We start from the raw sequence: 21,178 nt of genomic DNA, 5'->3' as shown, positions 1-21,178 counted from the left end.
CGAGGATTTATCCAGAAAACCACTTGCTGGAGACTGCACAGGTCGTTCACTTCAGGAGCTATCAGCATGAAAACCCGCCAACTCGGCCAATACGGCCCTAACGTTTCGCCCATCGGCCTGGGCTGCATGGGCATGTCGGACTTCTACACCACGGGCGTGGACGAGGCAGAAGCGATTGCCACGCTCCACCGCGCCCTGGAATTGGGCGTGACGCTGTTCGACACCGCCGACATGTACGGGCCGTATACCAATGAGGAGCTGCTCGGACGCGCCTTGCGAGGCAAGCGTGAAAGCCTGTACCTGGCGAGCAAGTTCGGCCTGGTGCGCAGCAGCGATCCCCATGCCCGCGGCGTCAACGGCCGCCCCGAATACGTCCGGCAATCGGTCGACGGCAGCCTCAAGCGCCTCGCCACCGACTACCTCGACCTTTACTACCAGCATCGCATCGACCCTGAAGTGCCCGTCGAGGAAACCATCGGCGCCATGGCCGAGCTGGTCCAGGCCGGCAAGGTCCGCCATATCGGCATCTCGGAGGCCAGCGCCGAGACCATCCAACGGGCCCACGCTGTGCATCCGCTGGCGGCGGTGCAAAGCGAATACTCGTTGTGGTCCCGCGAGCCTGAACACAATGGCGTGCTCGATACCTGCAAGCGCCTGGGCATTGCGTTCGTTGCCTACAGCCCCTTGGGCCGAGGCTTCCTGACCGGCGAACTGAAATCGCCGGAGGATTTTGCCGCCGATGACTATCGCCGCTTCAACCCGCGCTTCCAGGCCGACAACTTCAAGCGCAACCTGGCGCTGGTCGAACGGGTCAAGGCCTTGGCCGCGGACAAGGGCATCAGCGCCTCGCAACTGGCCCTGGGTTGGGTATTGGCCCAGGGTGACCACGTCATTCCGATCCCGGGCACCAAGCAGCGCAAGTACCTGGAGAGCAACGTGGCGGCGGCTTCAGTGGTGTTGAGCGCTGACGAACTGGCCCGGCTGGATGGGATTTTCGCAGGCGAAGGTGTGGTAGCGGGCGACCGATACCAGGCGCAGACCATGACGTTGTTGAACGGTTGATCCGTCGGCTGGGCTGTCGGTTTCGACAGGCCGGACTCAAGCAGGCGCCAGCCCAGCCGATAACCCTATCAATAATAGCCCCAGGCTTCGCCGGGCTCTGCCAGTTGCATAGGGTAACGATCAATGAGTTTGCCGCTGAATCGCCTGCTGACGTGGGGCGTCCTGATGTTCCTCGCTGCAAGCGCTTGCGCGGCAGAGACACCCCTGCGCATCGTGACGGAGGAGCTGCCGCCCTACAACATGACGCAGAACGGACGCGTGACCGGCATGAGCACCGAAGTGGTCCAGGCCGTGCTCAAGGAGGTCGGCATGGACGCGCCTATCCAGCCCATGCCCTGGGCCCGGGCCTACGAACTGGCGCTCAACGAAAGCAATGTGTTGATCTATTCGATCGTCCGCACGCCTGCTCGCGAATCGCTTTTCCAGTGGGTGGGCACCATTGGCCCGACGCAGTGGTACATCTACTCGCTGGCGGACCGACCGGTAAAACTCGACTCGCTGGCCGACGCCCATGGTCACCAGATCGCCACGGTCAATCAGGACGTGGGCGAGCAATACCTGGTCTCGAAGGGCTTTCGCATCGGCGAGGAACTGCAGTCGAGCACCAAGTACGAACACAACTACCGCAAGCTCAAGGTCGATCACGTGGAGCTGTGGATTTCCAACGAGCTCAACGCGCTGTACCTGACTCGCCAGAATGGCGAAGACCCGGACAAGGTGCTGATCCGCTCGCTGGCGCTTCCCGAACTGAGCAGCCCGGACGGCCTGAGCATGGCGTTCAGCCGCAAGACGCCGGCCGAAACGGTGGAGAAGTTCCGCGCCGGCCTTGAGACCATCCGTCGCAATGGGGTCTACGACGCCATCCTGCGCAAATGGTTATGACATGGGGGACTCTTTCCGCACGGCAGCGTCCCAGCCACCACCGACCAAGGCGTTCAGTTCCCTGGGCCGGCGCCTGGTGCTGGCAACGCTGTTGTTCTGCCTGTTCTTTACCCTGGCGATGGTCACCTGGCGCACCTGGCTGGCCTGGGAAAACAACCTGGCGGAAATGAATTCGGAGCTGGCCCTGATCGATCAGGTGTTCCAGAACACCTTGGCCTACGCCATTTGGGAACTGGACCGCGAATCCCTCGACCAGCAAATCACCAGCGTCGCCGCGGCGGCCCCCGTGGGGCGCGTGGTGTTGAACATCCTGCGTCCCGGGCAAGCGCCGGAAGTCATCGAACTCAATCGATACGCCGTCGGTCAATCGGGCGTGGTGCCGGTGCTGCATCGCCAGCTCATCGCCGAGCCCTACGCCGGGGCCCATGAGAAAGTCGGTGAACTGACCATCGAAGGCGACAACAACCTGCTGTGGGAGCGTCTCTGGAGCGAAGCACGCAGCATCGTCATCACCCAGCTCATCCAGTCCCTGCTGCTGGCCGGATTGGTCATGACCATGTTCAACCGCCTGGTGACCGTGCATGTGGTGCATATCGCCCGTCACCTGGGCGAACTCGCGCCACATACCCTCAAACATCACCTCAAGCTGCAACGGGCGGTGAATCGCCAGGACGAACTGAGCCTGCTGGAATTCCAGGTCAATGAACTCCAGGACAATCTGTACGCCCACCTCGAACGCCAGCATTCGGACGAACTGGCCCTGGCCGCCAGCCGCGATCAAATGGCCGAACTGGTGGAGGCACGCACCGCGGAACTGAAGGCGGCCAACCAGTCGCTCGAAGCGCTGTCCCGTCACGATGCCTTGACGGGCCTGGCCAATCGTCGCTACTTCGACGAATTGAAGGAAATCGAGTTTCGTCGGGCCATCCGCCACAACACCCCGCTGGCCGTACTCATGTGTGACGTCGATTTCTTCAAGATCTACAACGACACCTACGGCCACATGCAGGGCGATCTGTGCCTGAAAGAGATCGCAGAAACCCTGCGCAGCGTGTTCGGCCGCTCAGGCGAACTGACCGCCCGCGTAGGCGGCGAAGAATTCGTCGTGGTCCTGCCCAATGTCGACGCCGCACAGGCCTGCCAAGCGGCTCAACGCTTTCGCACCAGCCTGGCGGAACGCGAGCTGCCCCACAGCGGTTCCAAGGTCTCGCCTTTCGTCACCGTGAGCATCGGCGTTGCCGAGCTGGACCCGGAGACCATGGACCATTTCGATCAATTGCTGCAACGCGCCGACCAGGCGCTGTACCGGGCCAAACACCAGGGACGCGACCGCGTTGCCCTGTAAAGACCACCGCGCGCCAAGAGGTCTGCATATGCACATTCGCCTGACACTCTGCTCATGCCTGCTACTCGCCTCGATCAGCCTGGCAAGCCACGCCGACACAATCGAAGTCGTCACCGAAGACTCCTTGTACGCCTATCAGCGTGACGACAAGGTCGTCGGGCCGGGCATTCGCATTGCCGAGGAGACACTCAGAAGCGCGCAGCTCACCGACTACAGCCTGTCGCTGTACCCGTGGGCCCGGGCCTACGAAAAAGCGCTGCACGAGCCCAACGTACTGATCTTCCCGCTGGACCGCACCCCGGCCCGCGAGACATTGTTCAAATGGGTGGGTGAAATACACCGGGTGGCGAGCCGGCTCTATAAACTGCGTGATAACCGCGACATCACCGTCAGCAGCCTCGAGCAGTCCAAGCAGTACAGCATCGGCGTGGTGCGAAACGACGCCAAGCAGATTTACCTGCAGCAGCGCGGGTTCACCCGGCTGGTCATCTCGGCCAACAACCACGACAACTTTCAGAAACTGCTCAATCGCCAGATCCAATTGCTGCCGATGCCAGAGAACACCGCACGCCTGATGAGCCAGGATGCGCACGTGGATTTCGCTTCTCTGGAAGAGGTCTATACCCTCGACGAACAACCCCACAGGGTCCACTTGGCCTTCAGCCTGAGCACGTCGGACGAAGTCGTCGCCAAGGCCCAGCGCGCATTCGAAGAACTCAAAGCTTCCGGTGAAGTCGCACGCATCATGAACGAACAGCGGTAGACTCTGGGGGATCACACCGCAAGCAACGATGAGGTATGTCCCGATGAGTAAAGCGTCCTACGTTCCGCCCAAGGTCTGGAAAAACGACGCCCCGTCTGGCGGCCATTTCGCCAGCATCAACCGCCCTGTCGCCGGGCCGACCCATGACAAAACCTTGCCGGTTGGCAAGCACCCGCTGCAGCTCTATTCCCTGGCCACGCCCAACGGCGTGAAGGTGACCATCCTGCTGGAGGAACTGTTGGCGCTGGGTCATACGGGCGCGGAGTACGATGCCTGGCTGATCCGCATCAACGAGGGCGACCAGTTCTCCAGCGGCTTTGTCGAGATCAACCCCAACTCCAAGATCCCGGCCCTGCTGGACCGCAGCGTGGAACCCGCCATTCGGGTCTTCGAATCCGGCTCGATCCTGCTTTACCTGGCGGAAAAATTCGGCGCCTTGCTGCCCACCGATCCGGCGGGCCGCACCGAAACACTGAACTGGCTGTTCTGGCAGATGGGCTCTGCCCCCTACCTGGGCGGTGGTTTCGGGCATTTCTACGCGTATGCGCCGGAGAAACTCGAATACCCGATCAATCGCTTCACCATGGAAGCCAAGCGTCAACTCGACGTCCTGGACCGCCGCCTCGGCGAAAGCCAATACCTGGCAGGCAACGACTACACCATCGCCGACATCGCGGTCTGGCCCTGGTATGGCCAACTGGTGCGCAACAACGTATACGGCGCCGCCGAATTCCTCAGTGCCCACGAATACACCCATGTGCAGCGCTGGGCAGAAGACATTGCCAAGCGCCCCGCCGTCCTGCGCGGACAGCGGGTCAACCGCACGTGGGGGGATGAGGCGAGCCAGGTGCCGGAGCGGCATGGGGCTGGGGATTTGAGCTGAGGCCAGGTCGCACGCCGGCTCGGTGATGAACCTGGATTCCTCAACTGACACAGCCCCCCTGTGGGAGCGAGCTTGCTCGCGATAGCGGTGGATCAGTTGGCCTCGATGCTGGAGTGCCGACGTCATCGCGAGCAAGCTCGCTCCCACATTGGATCGGTGATGAACCTCGATTTCTAGACTGGCACCGCCCCCCTGTGGGAGCGAGCTTGAACTGGTCAAGTAATTCTGGACACCAGTTAAGGTTTCACGCCGCCAGTTTCTCCATAGCTACCGGCGACCGGTAATCGTTGTAGCTATGGAGCCTGACGTTGTTGTAACGCATCACATAACGCTGCACATCCACACGAGCTTCATGCTCCGAGCTGTAGCCATCTTCTGGCACCCACTCTGACTTCAGGCTCCCAAAGAAACGCTCCATCGGGGCGTTGTCCCAGGGGAACCGGGGACAGACCACGATTTGAGTTCCTGTAATCGGTCCGCCCCATAATCGTGGTCTACCCCGTTTTTCCCCGTTCCGGCGAATCTAATGCTTGCTGTCTCGATGTGTCCGTTAGCTATTGGAGTGTCTTGATTCCTCAGGCCTAACCGTCATGACTTTCACTACATCATCAATCACTGCTTTGCTCATCTCCATTAAATAATGAGCGGCCCAAGCATGGCGGTCCGTTTTCCTTTCGAAAGTGGCGTCCTCTGCAAGCCGGTAGGCGAGATGCAGGAGATCTGACGCTTGTTGCAACGCTTCATTTAACGGAACGCCGCCGTTAACGCGAGGGAACCGGGGACAAGGGAACCGGGGACAGACCACGATTTGAGTTCCTGTAATCGGTCCGCCCCATAATCGTGGTCTACCCCGTTTTTCCCCGTTCCGGCGAATCTAATGCTTGCTGTCTCGATGTGTCCGTTAGCTATTGGAGTGTTTTGATCCCTCAGTCCTAACCGTCATGACTTTCACTACATCATCAATCACTGCTTTGCTCATCTCCATTAGATAATGAGCGGCCCAGGCATGGCGGTCCGTTTTCCTTTCGAAAGTGGCATCCTCTGCAAGGCGGTAGGCGAGATGCAAGAGATCTGACGCTTGTTGCAACGCTTCATTTAACGGGACACCGCCGTTAACGCGGAACAGCGGACGGTCGGAGCAATAATGGAATGGGGTGTAGCCGATAGTTTTTGCTTCTGCCTGTTCGGTCATTTGCTATCTCCACTGACTGAGATGCAGCGGGACCGCGATACAGAGTTGCGGAGCAGATGAGGCCGTTTTCTTGATCTATTGATATGGGGAACCGGGGACAGACCACGATTTGAGTTCCTGTAATCGGTCCGCCCCATAATCGTGGCCTACCCCGTTTTTCCCCGTTCCGGCGAATCTAATGCTTGCTGTCTCGATGTGTCCGTTAGCTATTGGAGTGTTTTGATCCCTCAGGCCTAACCGTCATGACTTTCACTACATCATCAATCACTGCTTTGCTCATCTCCATTAGATAATGAGCGACCCAGGCATGACGGTCCGTTTTCCTTTCGAAAGTGGCATCCTCTGCAAGGCGGTAGGCGAGATGCAAGAGATCTGACGCTTGTTGCAACGCTTCGCTCAACGGAACACCGCCGTTAACGAGGAACAGCGGACGATCGGAGCAATAATGGAATGGGGTGTAGCCGATGGTTTTTGCTGCTGCCTGTTCGGTCATTTGCGGTCTCCACTGACTGAGATGCAGCGGGACCGCGATACGGAGCTGCGGAGCAGATGAGGCCGTTTTCTTGATCTTTTGATATGCATTGTTCAACTCCCTTGATTCGAAGAGCTGCCGCATCCGTTACCAAGCGAATGGGTGGCAGCTGTGCGCAGGTTGGTAAACCGGGGAATCAAGGAAACCGGCACGTCAGAAGACGTCCCACGCACAGCTGCCATAAAACAAAATCGCAGGCCTGAAAGCCTGCAATCCTGTCTGTGCACTGTTACGCCTTATTCCACCGGGTTACCAAGCCCGGTCGCTGAATGTGCAGCGACATCCAGAGCGTAACGCGACAGAAAACCTCCGGCGAGAGGCTTAGGGCCAGAATAGTGCTTTTGGTGGGATTTTCAGAAGTTTCCTACGCGAGGGCCCAATGTTCGCAGTCCCTCAGGGACAGACACGTTTTGAGGACGCAGCTGAAATTTTCGAAGAACCTTGGAGAGGCTTGGCCGCGCGTTGTGAGCAGAGGTACATCAAGAGGCGCGGATATCGCAGTAGATTTGTGGGGATCCCTCAGGACCTGTCCCCGTTTCTCCCCGTTAAATCTTGGAATTTTATGTAGCAAAGGAGGAAAAATTAGAGAAAAATAAAATCTTCCACTTCCGAAGAATACATATGATCACATCAATTCCAACGCAACAGATTCGCGCCGTTTACAACAACACCACGATCCGAGTTTACCAAGCCTACTCCGACGTCATCGCCGACAGCGCACTGGAATATCAAACGTTTGTCGCGCCCCCCTTCAAGATCGAACGCATGACGTGGATCAAGCCTTCGTTTCTTTGGATGATGTATCGTGCTGGCTGGGGATTTAAGGACGAAGGCCAAAAACGTATCCTTGCCATCGATATAACCCGAGAAGGTTTCGAGTGGGCACTGGCACATAGCTGCTCTAGCCACTCTGCCCCTAACATGAGCCACGAGGAATGGAAACAACTTAAAAATCGCTCCCCTGTACGTATTCAGTGGGATCCGGAGCGCAATCTATTACTGCAACCGCTGCCGTATCGCGCCATCCAGATTGGCCTCAGCCAAGAGGCCGTCCAATTATATATTAAAGAATGGATTCAGCGAATTACTGACATAACACCACTGGCCCACAAGATCAATTCACTTGTGATAAACCAGCAGATGGATGAAGCTAAAAAACTACTACCTCCTGAGAGTCCACTTCTAGGAATATGAACCAAAAGGTCCATATACTACTTTGTTGTTCTGAATCACCTCTTCAAACTCAAACTGAGTTGGCAGAGACTCAAAGTGATCAGGCCATTGCTCTTTTATGTGCTCAGACCAGTCTTCAGAGCTCATCTCAAGGATTGGCTGCAAAATTTCAACTGGATAAAGGCCATCATCAGAGAGTCGCCTTAGTGCTTTCTGAGATGCATCAACATAATCAACTCCAGATACATAACAACGTACATATGCGCCAGAAAAATCAGACGGCATGATTGACGACTCAAATGGTTTAACATGAAAAGGAATAATAAAAACTATCGCCACCTTAATGCCTCGACTTATAAATCTTTCGGATCGATGATACGGACCGTATTCGGCCTTATGGCATCCCTTAGCCATTGAAAATGCTCAGGAGTCCTCAGGCCAAATTGATCCGACGCCTTATTAATATCAACACTTAAAGGAGAAGTCGGATATAACCCTACATCGGGGGCTTTGTCGTAAATAGCCGTCGCCCTTAGCCGCTCATAAAAGGACACATCAACCTCCACTGCAGTAACAGTTGCCTTACCGCCGCGATTTTCCAACGCGAACTCCTTCGCTCTCTCCGGCTGACCGATATTAATGAAAAGTGCACGCTCATCACCTTTCTTAGTAGCAACGACTGGCACGGAGCCATCCGACGCAATGCGTGGAGCAAAATCTGCGTCATCAACTCGATACAAGGTAACCGTCTCGCCACCACTATTTGCGACACTTTTACCACTTATATGCCTCACATACTGCTTGGCTCCATCCACCGCAGACATGACGCGACCAACGAGCGTTTCTACACCAAAAACTGTACCACTAGCAAGGATGCCGGCATTGTCAGTTCGTACGCCTTTAGTCTGGTAGTATTCACTGACCTTTTCTATGGCGTAATCTCGAGCCTGATCCAGCGCCGATCCGAGGATTGCCTGAGTCGCTACGTCGCGCATGGCAGCAAACGGCCCCATCACCGCATAGCTGACCGCCTGTGCCGCATAGCTAAGCAGCTTGGTTGCCCCCTCATGCTCAGCAGCGAAGTTACCGAAGCCGACCAACCTTTCATGGACGACTGGAGTAAGGTCGTTCGCCCAGTCTACCCAAGTGTTGTTTCCATTGAGACTCGCAACACCTTCCAGATCACCAACCGAGAGGACAACGGGGACAGACCACGTTTTCCAACTAAGACAGTGATCGTTTTCCCGGACGTCCCGGGTGGCCTCGTTGAGCTCGGCGTCCGATCATCGCTTCAATTTCTGCAGCAAATCGCGAGCCACCGAGCACATAGTTACCATTGGTGGCGGCCCGAATTTGGTCAACCATCCCTACTCCCAACTCGTCTCTAAAAAGGTCCCTGTAAGCCTCTGCACTCGATGTATTTGGCCCTCCAAGCGACAGATACTGAGAGTGCGGGGTAATAAAATATGAAAATTCTGATTGTGCGTTAACACGATAACTCGACCAACGATATTCCGCCGGATGCACTACCATTTTTGCCCGAACAGGATTCATTTCTATATAACGATAGCAGGCCAAAACATAACTTTCACTTTGGACAAGGCATGAGCGAAAGCGCCCCTCCCATAGAGTTCCACTGCGCCCATATGTACGATTCACGTACTGAACATATCTCTGTCCTATCCCCTTCATAAGCGAGCCTGCACTACTTTGCTCTTGAGGGCTAATCAATAAATGAACATGGTTACTCATCAAGCACCACGCGTGAACTTCACACCCACTTTTGCTGGCTTGCTCTGCGAGCAACTCCATATAAAAAACATAATCATCATCCGAGAAAAAGCAAACCGATCGATTATTCCCTCGCTGAATTAGATGCAAGGGTACACCCGGCATTAAGACGCGTGCTCTGCGTGGCATATATGGAGAGTCCTTTTATACAAGTCGAGCCAAAAGCTTAGCCAACTCAAGAAAGGACATCACCTCTTTCTATTTCCTACTATTTCAGCCAATCAGAACACGCTACAGCAAACGTATAGAAAACGTGGTCTGTCCCCGTTTTCGCAACATCACTGCATCACGCAACGCCTGGCTTCATACAGTCGCAGTGCATCCTGAATGCGGCCGGGCATGGTCCGGGCTGGCTCGACTGGAATTCAATGAACTGGAATTCGACGCGGCTGAAGAGCATCTCAAGACGGCGGTCAAGTTCATGCCAGACCACATCGGTACCTGGCATCTTTTGGCCTGGATCTACATTTTGCGAGGGGACAGCATTCAGGCCCGCCGGGCGCTCGACTGCTCTTACGCACTGGACCGAAATTTTGGTGAAACCCATGGTGGATTGGCAATCGTCGACATCCTGGAGGGAATGACGGAGCGCGCCCAAAAAGGTATTCGCCGTGCACTCAAACTCAAACCTGACGGTTTGTCGGCTCGATACGCTGAAGCCCTTCTCCTCCAGCAAGCCGGACACCCAGAAAAGGCAGCCCAAGTAATCGATCAAGTTCTTGACCGTACGAGACCCGACAGCAGCGACACTGGCAGGGTCCTGATGGAGAACTGGCTGCAAACACACCAGAACAAGATTCCTGACCGTCATCCGGACCAACACTAAGCCATCCCACGCGGAGCCCCACATGCTGGACGCATCGGAATATCTACACTTGGCCATCAATGCCAGCCAGAACGGTGACCACCACGCCGCCCTGAATTATCTGAACGCAGCACTTGAAATAGAACCGAAGAATGCAGCGGTCCATTACTTTCGCGCCGCCGAACATGCCGAGCTCGGCATGCTGGAGCGTGCACATGCGGAAATGATCGAGGCACTTGAACTAGATCCCGAGATGGATATTGCGCGGTTCCAATTGGGTTTGCTCAGCCTTCAATTATCGAAGCTGGATGAGGCCCGAAACGCCTTCAACTCACTGCTGAACACATCGCAAGATATGAGCCTCAGGGAGTTCTCCGGGGCCTATCTGGAACTGCAAGACGAACGTACGTCGAACGCTATCACCCGTCTGACTCAGGGCCTGACAGATTGCCCTAATCCGGCATTAAAGGCAGATATGGAACGAGTGCTGGCCAGTCTTTCAGACCCTGCCGCCCACACCACTCCTGATCCTACCGAACCTGCGGTATTTCTTGGCGCCTACCGCAACGCCTTCGAGACGCCCTGATGAGCAAGATCGATTCGACTCGCCTCTCCCAGGTCCTGGCTGCGCTGGCCAAGCCTAAGGAACGAGTAACATCGAGCGCAACAAACAACACCAGCGCCGCCAAGACCAAAAAGGGCGAAAAAGATCTCGAAGTGCTGCGCGTACATTTGCAAAGTCGTCTTCGAGACCTCAAAAGACATACTGAAGATTTCCACGAGGCAGCCCCAGTCATCACCGTGCAGGAAATCCTGCGCTGGGAGTTCGGCGAAAGCATTCTGGAACATCCCGAATTCGGCAGCATTTCAAAAAAAGTCGCTGAAACCATGCTGGAAGATCAGGCATTGGAGAGGGCCATCTACGGGATCGTTGATCGGATGGTGTCGCCTGAGCCCTGACCGGAAGATCCGGGAGCGCGGCCCCCTGATATAGGCCTGTGCACGACATCGGATGAGCTGTGCAACGGTGCAAACGCGCTGTACTCAATGGCGGCGGATTAGCTGGCCTCTGATGCTGAATATGCCGACGTCATCGCGAGCGAGCTCGCTCCCACAGTTTTTCGTCAAATGTTCAGCGGTTGGCTTCCAGCTTGTACCCATCACCCGCCGACGCCGGAGTCGTCTCATTGGCCAGGGCAAAAACGCACTCGTCCAGATAAGGCCTGACCTCCGCCCATTTCTTGCGATCGGCTATAAAGCCCCGCAGCTTCTTGCCGGCATCCACGACATCCGGCTCATGGGCCATCAACATGAGCCTGGCGACTGAACTGGCGTCATCGTCCTTGTGCTTGGCATGATCCTGCCGAGCGTAAGAGTGAAACTCCTCGATCCGCCCCAGCACAGCCTCGGCACCGCCCATGCACTTGTCACCCAGGATCTCTTCGCGCCGCTGCGCATGTCCACCGGCAAAGCTGTCCTGGACAAGATGAAGCAAACTGCCAAACGCCACCTGATTCACATTCGCCCGCAACCATGGACGCCCCACCGCAAAAAGATCCTGCACGGTTTGTCCGTTATTGAAATGCTGTTCCCAGCCTTCGATCTGGATGTCTTTCAAATAGGTATTGAGGGGGTAGGTACCATCGGCAACCCCCCAGGCGAACTCGGCCCACATCATGATTTCGCGCTTGGTCTTCTCTGGCGCGTCGCCCTCTTGGGACGCCATTGCATGCAAGAATTGCAGGTCGCCAAAATGCGAACGGGAGATGTAGTTCCCCGCCCCCATGAACGCCATCGGATCGGAAGCGCTTATGTCCTCGGCTTTCTCGAAGAGATTGACCCAGCACCGCGTCTGCGAGATGAAACCAACCGAGTAGCGTCCATCGCAGCCCTTGGTCTTGGCATCTTCCGCGCCAGGCATGAACACCGGATCATCGTTCCAGCGAACCCCGGCAATGACATAAGCGCCGGCGTTCTCCAGGTTGGGGTTACTGCAATCCTGCCAATCCCCGTCACACCCATAGATCTTCTGCGTCAACGCCTCGTGGGCAGGATCGGAAAAGTTATGCAGCGCGAAACTGGCGAAAGGCACCGTCGCCTTATAGGAAACCCCGTATTTCTTGGCCATCTCCCGTTCAGCCAACGTGCCATCCGGCGAGAGTTGAAAAGCGTTGGCCTGTCCGATGCAACCCAACAGAACACCCCAGACAACTCCTGACACGGCTTTGTGTTTGTTCATGAATCGTCTCTGCAAAGGGCGGTAACGGGCAGGTTCTCGTGCCTGGGGCGTGGTGAATGGCAAGACGCCATCGTCGATAGCATAGCGGGTGGGGCTTTGTCGTCCAGCGAGCAAACGCTGATTTTTTCCGCAGGTTTCCCGGGACCAATACGAAAGTCGCCATCCAACAGACGGAGTAAACCCCAACCAAAAGCCCCTATGGACCGCCCCCGCAAATAGCACAAGCTCACGCCCATACAAGTCCCCAGCCGTGATCGCTACAGGGAAAGGACTCCGCACGCATACCTCGTACGCGTCACGTCGCGCTCAACCGAGTCCTGCCATGAACCTATCGAATCTCTTCAACAAAGCCCGAGCCCGCACACAAGGGGCGGTCAGCGTGGCCTGCACGTTGAGCGAACTGGACCGGGCGCTGGCCAACGTACGCATCACACCGGTATTGATCGCCGGGTTCGTCTCCCCTCACCTGGACATCGACCGGGTCGCCGCCAAGGTCAAGCAGCGTTTTCCCCAAAGCGCCATCAGCTTGTGCACGACGTCGGGTGAGCTGTGCAACGGTGCGAACACGCTGTACTGCCAGACCGGCGAGACCTGGGACCGGGTGGTGCTGCAGCTGTTCGACACCAGTGTGATTGCGTCAGCCGAGGTGGTGATGGTGCCGCTGGAGTGCGAGGACATTCGCGGTGGCGGCAAGCGCCTGGCCATGCGTGAGCGAATCGCTCGGTTGGTGAATAACATCAAACAGGCGCAGGTGAGCACGCCCATTGACCATCGCGATACCTTGGCCTACGTGGTGTTCGATGGTCTTTCGGCTTCCGAGTCGTTCTTTATGGAGGCGCTCTATGAATCAGGCCGTTTCCCCTGCCTGTTCGTCGGCGGCTCGGCCGGTGGCAAGGCGGATTTCAAGAAGACCCTGATCAGTGATGGGCAGCGCAGTTACCAGAACCATGCGCAGATTGTCTTTTTGAAAACCGCGGTGGATGTGCGCTTCGGGGTGTTCAAGAGCCAGAACTTCCAACCTGCCGGGCTGACATTCAGCGTGCTCACCGCGTCGGTCGAAGACCGCACCATCGACCAGGTCATCGACAGCCGTGGAAACATCAAGAGCATGGTCCAGGCGCTGTGCGAGGCCTTCGAGTGCAGTGCCCAGGCGCTGGAAAAGAAGCTGGCCGATTATTCATTCGCCATCCGCGTGGGTGATGAGCTGTTCGTCCGTTCCATTGCCCGCATCGACCATCAGCAGCAGATCATCCAGTTGTTCTGCGACGTGGCGCCCGGCGAAGAGCTGGTGATGGTCAAGCGCACGCCCCTGCGCGAGGCGACCCGGCTCGACTACGAGAAATTCCTCAAGGGTAAAGGTGGCCAGCCGGTGGCCGCCATTCTCAACGATTGCATCCTGCGCCGTCTCAACAACAGCAGCGACCTGGGCAGCATGGCCGGTATTTTCGGGGATGTGCCTCTGGCCGGCTTCTCGACGTTTGGTGAAATCCTCGGTTTGAACCTGAACCAGACACTCACGGCGATTTTCTTCTTCAGGGTCACCAAGGGCGCCGGGTTTGTCGACGAGTACGTCGATCACTTCATCACTCACTATGGCGAGTTCAAGGCATTTTTCCTGCGCCGCCAGATCAAGAAGCTGGCGGGCCTGAACCATGTCGTGGTCAAGCAGATCATGGCGTTCAAGATGAATGACTTCAGCAGCGCCTTGGACACTCGCGGCCTGGACCAGACGATCCTGCCGGTGTTCGACGGCCTGACGGACCTGGGCCAGGTATTGGCGCAGGCCAGCCAGCAACAAGCGCTGATGGCGACGCAAATCAAGCATTACTCCGGCGAACTGCACCTGTCGATGGATGACCTGACGGGCACCATCGACCGGCAAAACAGCGTGGCCGAGCAGGCCGGCACCACCGTCGAGCAGCTTGCCACCCAAGCGGGCGAAGCGGTGGTCGGTGCCCGTGCGCTCGCCAGCTCGAGCTTGCGTATCCAGTCGATCGTACAGGTCATCCAGCAAATCGCGGGGCAGACCAACCTGTTGGCCCTCAACGCCGCCATCGAAGCAGCGCGGGCCGGTGAGATGGGCAGAGGCTTTGCGGTGGTGGCCGATGAGGTCCGCAAGCTTGCGGAAATCACCCGCCAGAATGCCGCGGAAATCGGCGTGGACATCGACCTGCTCTCGACGGAGATCCAAGGCGTCGCCCAACAGATCGAAGACCAGTCCGTCGCCGTGAGCGCCCTGCGGGAGATGCTCGATGCCCTGGAAGACTCCAGCCGTACCACCGAAGGCACGGCACAACGCACGAAGGCCATCGCCGACACCTTGACCGGGCTGACCCACGCCAATGCGTGAGGCCGAGTCGCCCCGGCGATGGATCAAGATTGAGCGATCAGCACACTTCCCTTTGTGGGAGCGAGCTTGCTCGCGATGACGTCGGCACAGTCAATCACCGCAAACTGATCTACCGCTATCGCGAGCAAGCTCGCTCCCACAGGGAATTTGTGGTTGCTCACAGGCGTCACCGTCAGGGAATCAACATCTGCACCTGCCCCGGCACGACGATCTTGATCACCCCGGCCCAGGTGCACATCAAGGTGCTGTTGGCGTCGATGGCCGGCATGTTGCCCAGCAGCAAGGTCGGTGCGCCGCCGGGGATCCATGGCGCCGCAGTGGCCGGGATGCAGGGCATGGGGGTCAGCACGCCCAGGGCCGCCGCGGTGGCGGCGGCCACGGTGGGGTTCGCCAGGCTCATGCACATGCCGAAGGTGGTGATGTTCACCAGCGGGATGTGATCCATGATGTTCGCCGCCGGCATCCCGCCGGTCAGCAGGCGATTGACCGGCAGCACATTGAGCACCGCCGGGGCTGCGCCGAAGCTGCATTGCAGGGTCGCGGTGCTACAGACTTGCGGGCATCCCATCGCGGTGGCTCCTTTGACAGCGACTCCCCCAAACCATAGCTCGCCCGCTTCCGACGCGCACGCCGCCATGCATCAAGCCCGCTGATTATCCGGCAACACGCTAACCTATAAGACCCTGGCGTGCTTGTGACGCCTCCCACGCGCCATTAGATTAGCCAATGATCGATGGCCTCCAAAATAAGCAGAAGGGATAAGCATGGCGTTTACTGATCAGTCCACCCGCGTGCGCGACGGTGAAGAACTCGATGCCAACCTGATCGACCCGTACCTCAAGGCCCACATTCCCGGCCTGACCGGCCTGCCACGGATCAGCCAGTTTCCCGGTGGCGCGTCGAACCTGACCTACCTGCTGGAATACCCCGAACAGGAATTCGTCCTGCGTCGGCCGCCGTTCGGCCACAAGGCCAAGTCCGCCCACGACATGGGCCGTGAGTTCCGCATCCTCAACCAATTGCGCGAAGCGTTCCCGTACTGCCCCAAAGCCTACGTACACTGCACCGACGAGTCGGTGATGGGCGCCGAGTTCTACGTGATGGAACGGGTCAAGGGCATCATCCTGCGCTCCGACCTGCCGCCGGAGCTGGGTTTCGACGCTGCCCGCACTGAAGCGCTGTGCAAGAGCTTCATCGACCGGCTCGTCGAATTGCACCGCGTCGACTATAACGCTTGCGGCCTGGCCGACCTGGGCAAACCCGAAGGCTACGTGGCCCGGCAGATCCGTGGCTGGAGCGACCGCTACGAAAAAGCTCTGACCCCCGATGCGCCCAAATGGGAGACGGTCAAGGCCTGGCTCAACGACAAGATGCCCGCCGACCACCCCACTTCGAGCATCGTCCACAACGACTACCGCTTCGACAACGTGATCCTCGACCCGGAGAACCCGATGCAGATCATCGGTGTGCTGGACTGGGAACTGACCACCCTGGGCGACCCGTTGATGGACCTGGGCAACAGCCTCGCCTACTGGATCGAGGCGGACGACCCGGCGCCGGTGCAACTGATGCGCCGTCAGCCGAGCCACGCCCCCGGCATGCTGACCCGCCGCGAGTTCGTCGATTACTACGCCGAGCGCGCCGGGATCCGCATCGACAACTTCGACTTCTACTACACCTACGGCCTGTTCCGCCTGGCCGGGATCGTCCAGCAGATCTACTACCGCTTCTTCCACGGCCAGACCCAGGACAAACGCTTCGCGCAGTTCGTTCAGATGAACAAACTGCTGGAGCAGATGAGCCTGCAGGTCATCGGTAAATCCACGCTCTGAGCGCCACATCACAAGGAAACAGCATGTCCAAGACCCAGTTGTTCGACCTCGACGGTAAAATCGCCTTCGTTTCCGGCGCCAGCCGCGGCATCGGCGAAGCCATCGCCAAACTGCTGGCCCAACAAGGCGCCCATGTGATCGTGTCCAGCCGCAAGCTCGACGGTTGCCAGCACGTGGCCGATGCGATCATCGCCGCCGGCGGCAAGGCCACCGCCATCGCCTGCCACATCGGGGAAATGGAGCAGATCAGCCAGGTGTTCGCCGGTATCCGCGAACAGTTCGGGCGCCTGGACATCCTGGTGAACAACGCCGCCACCAACCCGCAGTTCTGCAACGTCCTGGACACCGACCTGGGTGCGTTCCAGAAAACCGTGGACGTGAACATCCGCGGCTATTTCTTCATGTCGGTGGAAGCCGGCAAGCTGATGCGCGAGAACGGCGGCGGCAGCATCATCAACGTGGCGTCGATCAACGGCATCTCGCCGGGGATCTTCCAGGGCATCTATTCGGTGACCAAGGCCGCGGTGATCAACATGACCAAGGTCTTCGCCAAGGAATGCGCGCAGTTCGGCATCCGCTGCAACGCCCTGCTGCCGGGCCTGACCGACACCAAGTTCGCCTCGGCGCTGGTCAAGAACGACGCCATCCTGAAAACCGCCCTGGCGCAGATCCCCCTCAAGCGCGTGGCCGACCCGAGCGAAATGGCCGGTGCGGTGCTGTACCTGGCCAGCGATGCGTCGAGCTACACCACGGGTGTGGCGTTGAATGTGGATGGTGGGTTCCTGTCCTGATAGCGAACGCCATGGCAGACCTGTGAGAACCCTGTGGGAGCGAGCTTGCTCGCGATGGCGGTATGTCAGCCAAGATCTTTTTCACTGACACGCCGCCATCGCGAGCAAGCTCGCTCCCACAAGGGATCCTCCGCGATCGAACAAATGAATATTTATTCCAACATTTGCAATTTGAGAATATTTATTCCATAAAGAGCCTTCTGAAAATAACAATTCAAAGGGCTCTTTCTCATGCGTGAACTCGGCATCGGTCTGATTGGCACCGGCTTCATGGGCCGTGCCCATGCCTTGGCGTTCCACAATGCCAAGGCAGTGTTCGACCTCCCCCTGAACCTGACACTCGCGGCCCTGGCCGACGCCGATCCACAGCGTGCCCGGCAGTGCGCCCAGAGCTGGGGGTTCGAGACGGCCCACAGTGACTGGCAACGGCTGATCGACGACCCGAAGGTTCACCTGATCGCTATCACCACCCCCAACCACCTGCACTTCCCGATGGCCATGGCGGCATTGGCGGCGGGCAAGCCGGTCTATTGTGAAAAGCCCCTGGCGGTGTCCCTGGAACAGGCCGAGCAGATGCGCCAGGCGGCCAAGGCCGCGGGGGTGGTGACTCGGGTCGGCTACAACTACCAGCACAACCCGATCATCCAACAGGCGCGGGACATGATCCAGCGCGGCGAACTGGGGCAGATCATCAGCTTCCAGGGTGAGTTCAGCGAAGACTTCATGGCCGATCCCGCTTCGCCGTGGTCATGGCGTTGCGAAGCGACCCACGCCGGTGGCGCACTGGCCGACCTGGGCAGCCACTTGCTGGCCATGGCTCGGCACTTGTTGGGCGATGTCGAGGCCGTGTGCGCCGACAGCCAGACCGTACACAGCCAGCGCCCTGCCAGCGCCGGCAATGCCGAACAACGGGCCATCGCGGTGGACGACCACGTCCACGGGCTGCTGCGTTTCGCCAATGGCGCCCGAGGCACGGTGAGCAGCAGTTGGCTCAAGCATGGCTGCAAGAACCACCTGAGTTTCGAGATCAGCGGCACCCTGGGCACATTGGCCTTCGATCAGGAACGGCTCAATGAACTGCGCCTGTGTCGCGCCGGCCAGCCAGGTTTCCAACGCCTGCTGGCCGGTCCGGACCTGCCCGGCTATGCCGCATTCAGCCCCGCCGCCGGGCACCAGTTGGGCTACAACGAATTGAAGACGCTGGAGGTGCAGGAACTGATCATGGCCCTCGCTGGCGAAGGCGGCAGCGGCACGGACTTCGACGAGGCCTGGGAAGTGGAGCGGCTGGCGGCAGCGATACGCATCGCGGCGCGGGAGGAGCGTTGGATCAAGGTCAGCGAGCTATAGCCGCTCACTTTAGAACTCCCCCTGTGGCGAGGGGATTTATCCCCGTTGGGGTGCAAAGCGCCCCTAAAACTGCCTCCTCGGTATGTCAGGCTAAATTTGGGGGCCGCTACGCGGCCCAGCGGGGATAAATCCCCTCACCACAAGGGACCGCGTTTAGCCTGAAGCCTGGGTATCCAGCTCAACCAACCGCCCCGCCAACGCCTTGGCCTGACTCGCCACATCAGTCACGGCAGTACTTTCCCACCACATCCCCCGCAGCGGCGGGCCCATGGCGAACAGGCGCTCGGCGGGTTTGCCTTCGGCATTCAGCACCGCACCATCGGCACGGGCGGCGATGCCCAGGGCCAGCGGCCCCGGCTGGACCAGCCCCCGGGCCAGCAGCTGTTGCGGCAACGGCCGCGCAACGCGGCGCCAGTCGTACTCGATACCACTGGAGTTGATCAACGCTGCGCCCTCCACCACCGTCAGCCCGGCCTCGCCCCGTCGGCGGATACGAATACCCACTGTCCCCTCGGGAGCCGACGCCAGCCCCTTGAACGACGCCGCCTGGATCCGCAACCGCCCTTCCCCGTGCAGACGCGCCACCAGCTCCGCACTCAACGGCGGCGAACGATGGTGATGACTCTCCCACCATGGCCGCACATGCCGCACGAACTGCCGGCGCTGCACATCGCTGGCCTGGTTCCACAAGCGCCCGATATGCGCACGCACGGTGTCCAGCGGCGCTTGCCAATCGATGCCCTGGGCCATGGCCTGGCGGCATTGCTCACGCAGGGCGCGCATCAACTGGCGTGGCGAACGCAGGCTGTGATCTTCGGCGAGGAAATCCACCCAGGCCGGCGGCTGGCGGCGCACGTGTGGCAACAGCCCATGGCGGGAAAACACTTCGATGGGGCCACGGTGCCCGGCCTGCTCCAGGGACACCACGGCGTCGACCATGGTCAGTCCCGAGCCGATGATCAGCACCGTGGCCTGGGGATCGAGCTGGCGCATCGCGGCCACATCCCAGGGATCCAGGGCCGCGGCATTCAAGCCGCTGGATTCGGTTTGCGGGGTGTGCGCCGCCGGGAACATGCCGGTGGCCAGCACCGCGAAACCGCCTCGCAAGACTTGGCCGTCGGCAAGCGTAACCATCACGGCATCGTCGGCAAGCCGCAGATCCACAGCCTCCCCGCGCACATGCTCGGCGGTCGAACCGCTTCGTGCACCCAGCTCGCGGGCCTCGGCCAGGCGTTGCTGCACATACAAACCAAAGATTCCCCGGGGTGGGAACAACTCGCTGATCGGCACGTACTGCTGATCCGACTCGGGCCAGCCGCCGACTTCGATGAATGCGGTAAGCCATTGGGTCAGGTCGTCGGCGTTGTCCGGATCGACGCTCATGCGCGCCGCATTGCCGTTCAAGGTGTGCCCCAGTTCCACGGCACTGTAGGCCTCGCCCCGGCCCAGTTCGCTGCGCGGTTCGACGATCAGCACCTTGCGCCGGCCCGGCAGGCGCAGTAATTGCGCCGCCAGCATGGTGCCGCTCAGGCCGCCGCCGATGATCAGGATATCGGCTTGGCGAGTGAAGTCGCTCACCGGTCGATCCAACGCTGTGTCCATACCGCTCTCCCCAGGAATCAAATCACCACGTTGCGTACGAATCTTGCCGCCACCAGGCCATCGTTGCGATAGGCATGGGGCTGGTTGCTGGCGAACATGAAAAACTCACCGGCGCCAATGCGGCGCTCCTCGCTGCCCAACAGCAGGGTCAGGCAACCCTCGAAGACATAGAGCTGCTCGCTCCAACCGTCGGCGTCAGGCTCTGAAGGGTAATGCTCGCCGGGCTCCAGGCGCCATTCCCAAAGCTCGACTTCACGGCTGGCGGTGGCCTTGGCCAGCAATACGGCCTTGCTGCCGGGGATGGTGCCGGCCCAGGCCAGTTCATTGATGCGGCTCGGATCTCGCGCCTCGGGGGCCTGGATCAAGTCGCTGAAGGCCACGTCCAGGGCTTCGGCGACCCGATCAAGCGTCGTCAGGCTGACGTTCTTTTCGCCAGCCTCGATGGCCACCAGCATGCGCCGGCTGACCCCGGACAATTCCGCCAGCGCCGTCTGGCTGAGCTCGGCGGCATGGCGCAGACGACGGACGTTCTGGCTGACGTGTTGCAGGACGGAGGCCCGCTGGCCGGATGCTTTGTGCACTATATTGC

Annotated in this window: 23 protein-coding genes and 1 pseudogene; 13 read left to right on the top strand and 11 right to left on the bottom strand. The window is 59.0% G+C overall.

Features of this window, described 5'->3' with window-relative positions; all coding sequences use genetic code 11:
• Nucleotides 1–66: 66 nt before the first annotated feature.
• The 5 genes from BM317_RS04475 to yghU all read left to right on the top strand — a co-directional run bounded on the left by BM317_RS04475 (nt 67) and on the right by yghU (nt 4,935).
• Nucleotides 67–1,062, top strand: coding sequence for an aldo/keto reductase (locus BM317_RS04475; protein ID WP_092165059.1), 996 nt, complete (start codon nt 67–69; stop codon nt 1,060–1,062).
• A 123-nt stretch (nt 1,063–1,185) separates the two neighbouring features.
• Nucleotides 1,186–1,944 (top strand): substrate-binding periplasmic protein, encoded by a 759-nt coding sequence (locus BM317_RS04470; RefSeq protein ID WP_092165057.1) that lies wholly within the window; start codon nt 1,186–1,188, stop codon nt 1,942–1,944.
• Nucleotide 1,945: 1 nt separating this feature from the next.
• Nucleotides 1,946–3,289 (top strand): GGDEF domain-containing protein, encoded by a 1,344-nt coding sequence (locus BM317_RS04465; RefSeq protein WP_092165055.1) that lies wholly within the window; start codon nt 1,946–1,948, stop codon nt 3,287–3,289.
• A gap of 28 nt (nt 3,290–3,317) precedes the next feature.
• Entirely contained in the window at nt 3,318–4,052 is a 735-nt protein-coding gene (locus tag BM317_RS04460) for a substrate-binding periplasmic protein (RefSeq protein WP_092473231.1), read from the top strand.
• 43 nt (nt 4,053–4,095) lie between these two features.
• On the top strand, nt 4,096–4,935 hold the full coding sequence (gene yghU / locus BM317_RS04455) for a glutathione-dependent disulfide-bond oxidoreductase (protein WP_092473229.1): 840 nt from the start codon (nt 4,096–4,098) through the stop codon (nt 4,933–4,935).
• Nucleotides 4,936–5,179: 244 nt separating this feature from the next.
• Here the strand turns inward: yghU and BM317_RS04450 are convergent.
• The 4 genes and pseudogenes from BM317_RS04450 to BM317_RS04435 all read right to left on the bottom strand — a co-directional run.
• A pseudogene (locus BM317_RS04450) lies at nt 5,180–5,368 on the bottom strand (integrase core domain-containing protein); the annotation flags it as partial.
• Between the two features lie 117 nt (nt 5,369–5,485).
• The gene (locus tag BM317_RS04445) at nt 5,486–5,743 is read right to left on the bottom strand and encodes a DUF3077 domain-containing protein (RefSeq protein WP_256574049.1); all 258 of its coding nucleotides are present in this window, start codon (nt 5,741–5,743) and stop codon (nt 5,486–5,488) included.
• A gap of 93 nt (nt 5,744–5,836) precedes the next feature.
• Nucleotides 5,837–6,127 (bottom strand): DUF3077 domain-containing protein, encoded by a 291-nt coding sequence (locus BM317_RS04440; protein WP_092473227.1) that lies wholly within the window; start codon nt 6,125–6,127, stop codon nt 5,837–5,839.
• Nucleotides 6,128–6,329: 202 nt separating this feature from the next.
• On the bottom strand, nt 6,330–6,620 hold the full coding sequence (locus BM317_RS04435) for a DUF3077 domain-containing protein (RefSeq protein ID WP_092473225.1): 291 nt from the start codon (nt 6,618–6,620) through the stop codon (nt 6,330–6,332).
• A 660-nt stretch (nt 6,621–7,280) separates the two neighbouring features.
• On the opposite strand from BM317_RS04435, the gene BM317_RS04430 reads away from it, so the two are divergent.
• Entirely contained in the window at nt 7,281–7,853 is a 573-nt protein-coding gene (locus tag BM317_RS04430; RefSeq protein ID WP_092473223.1) for a DUF4291 domain-containing protein, read from the top strand.
• Here BM317_RS04430 and BM317_RS04425 read toward each other — a convergent pair.
• From BM317_RS04425 to BM317_RS04415, 3 genes are all read right to left on the bottom strand, one after another.
• Nucleotides 7,842–8,117: a hypothetical protein gene (locus BM317_RS04425; RefSeq protein ID WP_218190542.1), complete on the bottom strand. Its 276-nt coding sequence runs from the start codon at nt 8,115–8,117 to the stop codon at nt 7,842–7,844. The genes BM317_RS04430 and BM317_RS04425 overlap by 12 nt on opposite strands.
• A 68-nt stretch (nt 8,118–8,185) precedes the next feature.
• The gene (locus BM317_RS04420; protein ID WP_092473219.1) at nt 8,186–8,932 is read right to left on the bottom strand and encodes a hypothetical protein; all 747 of its coding nucleotides are present in this window, start codon (nt 8,930–8,932) and stop codon (nt 8,186–8,188) included.
• A 124-nt stretch (nt 8,933–9,056) separates the two neighbouring features.
• Nucleotides 9,057–9,728, bottom strand: coding sequence for a transposase (locus BM317_RS04415; protein WP_256574048.1), 672 nt, complete (start codon nt 9,726–9,728; stop codon nt 9,057–9,059).
• A gap of 148 nt (nt 9,729–9,876) precedes the next feature.
• Between BM317_RS04415 and BM317_RS04410 the strand changes: the two genes are divergently transcribed.
• Genes BM317_RS04410 through BM317_RS04400 form a run of 3 tightly spaced genes read left to right on the top strand, consistent with a single transcriptional unit; the run spans nt 9,877 to nt 11,388 of the window.
• The gene (locus tag BM317_RS04410; RefSeq protein WP_170866243.1) at nt 9,877–10,449 is read left to right on the top strand and encodes a tetratricopeptide repeat protein; all 573 of its coding nucleotides are present in this window, start codon (nt 9,877–9,879) and stop codon (nt 10,447–10,449) included.
• Between the two features lie 22 nt (nt 10,450–10,471).
• Entirely contained in the window at nt 10,472–11,014 is a 543-nt protein-coding gene (locus BM317_RS04405; RefSeq protein WP_092473217.1) for a tetratricopeptide repeat protein, read from the top strand.
• Nucleotides 11,014–11,388 (top strand): hypothetical protein, encoded by a 375-nt coding sequence (locus BM317_RS04400; protein WP_092473215.1) that lies wholly within the window; start codon nt 11,014–11,016, stop codon nt 11,386–11,388. The genes BM317_RS04405 and BM317_RS04400 overlap by 1 nt, the downstream gene beginning before the upstream one ends.
• Nucleotides 11,389–11,560: 172 nt before the next feature.
• On the opposite strand, the gene BM317_RS04395 is transcribed toward BM317_RS04400, so the two are convergent.
• A complete protein-coding gene (locus BM317_RS04395) occupies nt 11,561–12,667 on the bottom strand; it encodes a hypothetical protein (protein ID WP_092473213.1) in 1,107 nt (368 codons plus the stop codon).
• 322 nt (nt 12,668–12,989) lie between these two features.
• Between BM317_RS04395 and BM317_RS31345 the strand changes: the two genes are divergently transcribed.
• Nucleotides 12,990–15,017 (top strand): methyl-accepting chemotaxis protein, encoded by a 2,028-nt coding sequence (locus BM317_RS31345; RefSeq protein ID WP_092165042.1) that lies wholly within the window; start codon nt 12,990–12,992, stop codon nt 15,015–15,017.
• Nucleotides 15,018–15,189: 172 nt separating this feature from the next.
• Here the strand turns inward: BM317_RS31345 and BM317_RS04385 are convergent, their stop codons facing one another.
• Entirely contained in the window at nt 15,190–15,585 is a 396-nt protein-coding gene (locus tag BM317_RS04385; protein ID WP_072404866.1) for a DUF4280 domain-containing protein, read from the bottom strand.
• 196 nt (nt 15,586–15,781) lie between these two features.
• On the opposite strand from BM317_RS04385, the gene BM317_RS04380 reads away from it, so the two are divergent.
• The 3 genes from BM317_RS04380 to BM317_RS04370 all read left to right on the top strand — a co-directional run bounded on the left by BM317_RS04380 (nt 15,782) and on the right by BM317_RS04370 (nt 18,987).
• Nucleotides 15,782–16,849, top strand: coding sequence for a phosphotransferase family protein (locus BM317_RS04380; RefSeq protein WP_072404868.1), 1,068 nt, complete (start codon nt 15,782–15,784; stop codon nt 16,847–16,849).
• Between the two features lie 23 nt (nt 16,850–16,872).
• Entirely contained in the window at nt 16,873–17,640 is a 768-nt protein-coding gene (locus tag BM317_RS04375) for an SDR family oxidoreductase (RefSeq protein WP_003180553.1), read from the top strand.
• A gap of 231 nt (nt 17,641–17,871) precedes the next feature.
• Complete coding sequence (locus BM317_RS04370; protein ID WP_092473211.1) at nt 17,872–18,987, top strand: Gfo/Idh/MocA family protein; 1,116 nt, start codon at nt 17,872–17,874, stop codon at nt 18,985–18,987.
• A gap of 153 nt (nt 18,988–19,140) precedes the next feature.
• Here BM317_RS04370 and BM317_RS04365 read toward each other — a convergent pair whose 3' ends face one another.
• Both BM317_RS04365 and BM317_RS04360 read right to left on the bottom strand, forming a co-directional pair.
• The gene (locus BM317_RS04365) at nt 19,141–20,589 is read right to left on the bottom strand and encodes an FAD/NAD(P)-binding protein (RefSeq protein WP_092473209.1); all 1,449 of its coding nucleotides are present in this window, start codon (nt 20,587–20,589) and stop codon (nt 19,141–19,143) included.
• Nucleotides 20,590–20,606: 17 nt separating this feature from the next.
• A complete protein-coding gene (locus tag BM317_RS04360) occupies nt 20,607–21,170 on the bottom strand; it encodes a helix-turn-helix domain-containing protein (protein ID WP_092171761.1) in 564 nt (187 codons plus the stop codon).
• Nucleotides 21,171–21,178 lie beyond the last annotated feature (8 nt).

Origin of the sequence: Pseudomonas sp. NFACC24-1, from assembly GCF_900115235.1 — a bacterium.
Taxonomy (GTDB): Bacteria; Pseudomonadota; Gammaproteobacteria; order Pseudomonadales; family Pseudomonadaceae; genus Aquipseudomonas; species Aquipseudomonas fluorescens_AA.
Note: the sequence above shows the minus strand (reverse complement) of the source record. Positions and strands in the feature narration are given on the sequence as shown.

Bases quoted from the DNA above. Each gene is read 5' to 3' on its own strand.
- BM317_RS04475 (WP_092165059.1), top strand. From the start codon at position 67: ATGAAAACCCGCCAACTCGGCCAATACGGCCCTAACGTTTCGCCCATC.
- BM317_RS04470 (WP_092165057.1), top strand. From the start codon at position 1,186: ATGAGTTTGCCGCTGAATCGCCTGCTGACGTGGGGCGTCCTGATGTTC.
- BM317_RS04465 (WP_092165055.1), top strand. From the start codon at position 1,946: ATGGGGGACTCTTTCCGCACGGCAGCGTCCCAGCCACCACCGACCAAG.
- BM317_RS04460 (WP_092473231.1), top strand. From the start codon at position 3,318: ATGCACATTCGCCTGACACTCTGCTCATGCCTGCTACTCGCCTCGATC.
- yghU (WP_092473229.1), top strand. From the start codon at position 4,096: ATGAGTAAAGCGTCCTACGTTCCGCCCAAGGTCTGGAAAAACGACGCC.
- BM317_RS04440 (WP_092473227.1), bottom strand. From the start codon at position 6,127: ATGACCGAACAGGCAGAAGCAAAAACTATCGGCTACACCCCATTCCAT.
- BM317_RS04435 (WP_092473225.1), bottom strand. From the start codon at position 6,620: ATGACCGAACAGGCAGCAGCAAAAACCATCGGCTACACCCCATTCCAT.
- BM317_RS04430 (WP_092473223.1), top strand. From the start codon at position 7,281: ATGATCACATCAATTCCAACGCAACAGATTCGCGCCGTTTACAACAAC.
- BM317_RS04425 (WP_218190542.1), bottom strand. From the start codon at position 8,117: ATGCCGTCTGATTTTTCTGGCGCATATGTACGTTGTTATGTATCTGGA.
- BM317_RS04415 (WP_256574048.1), bottom strand. From the start codon at position 9,728: ATGCCGGGTGTACCCTTGCATCTAATTCAGCGAGGGAATAATCGATCG.
- BM317_RS04405 (WP_092473217.1), top strand. From the start codon at position 10,472: ATGCTGGACGCATCGGAATATCTACACTTGGCCATCAATGCCAGCCAG.
- BM317_RS04400 (WP_092473215.1), top strand. From the start codon at position 11,014: ATGAGCAAGATCGATTCGACTCGCCTCTCCCAGGTCCTGGCTGCGCTG.
- BM317_RS04395 (WP_092473213.1), bottom strand. From the start codon at position 12,667: ATGAACAAACACAAAGCCGTGTCAGGAGTTGTCTGGGGTGTTCTGTTG.
- BM317_RS31345 (WP_092165042.1), top strand. From the start codon at position 12,990: ATGAACCTATCGAATCTCTTCAACAAAGCCCGAGCCCGCACACAAGGG.
- BM317_RS04385 (WP_072404866.1), bottom strand. From the start codon at position 15,585: ATGGGATGCCCGCAAGTCTGTAGCACCGCGACCCTGCAATGCAGCTTC.
- BM317_RS04380 (WP_072404868.1), top strand. From the start codon at position 15,782: ATGGCGTTTACTGATCAGTCCACCCGCGTGCGCGACGGTGAAGAACTC.
- BM317_RS04375 (WP_003180553.1), top strand. From the start codon at position 16,873: ATGTCCAAGACCCAGTTGTTCGACCTCGACGGTAAAATCGCCTTCGTT.
- BM317_RS04370 (WP_092473211.1), top strand. From the start codon at position 17,872: ATGCGTGAACTCGGCATCGGTCTGATTGGCACCGGCTTCATGGGCCGT.
- BM317_RS04365 (WP_092473209.1), bottom strand. From the start codon at position 20,589: ATGGACACAGCGTTGGATCGACCGGTGAGCGACTTCACTCGCCAAGCC.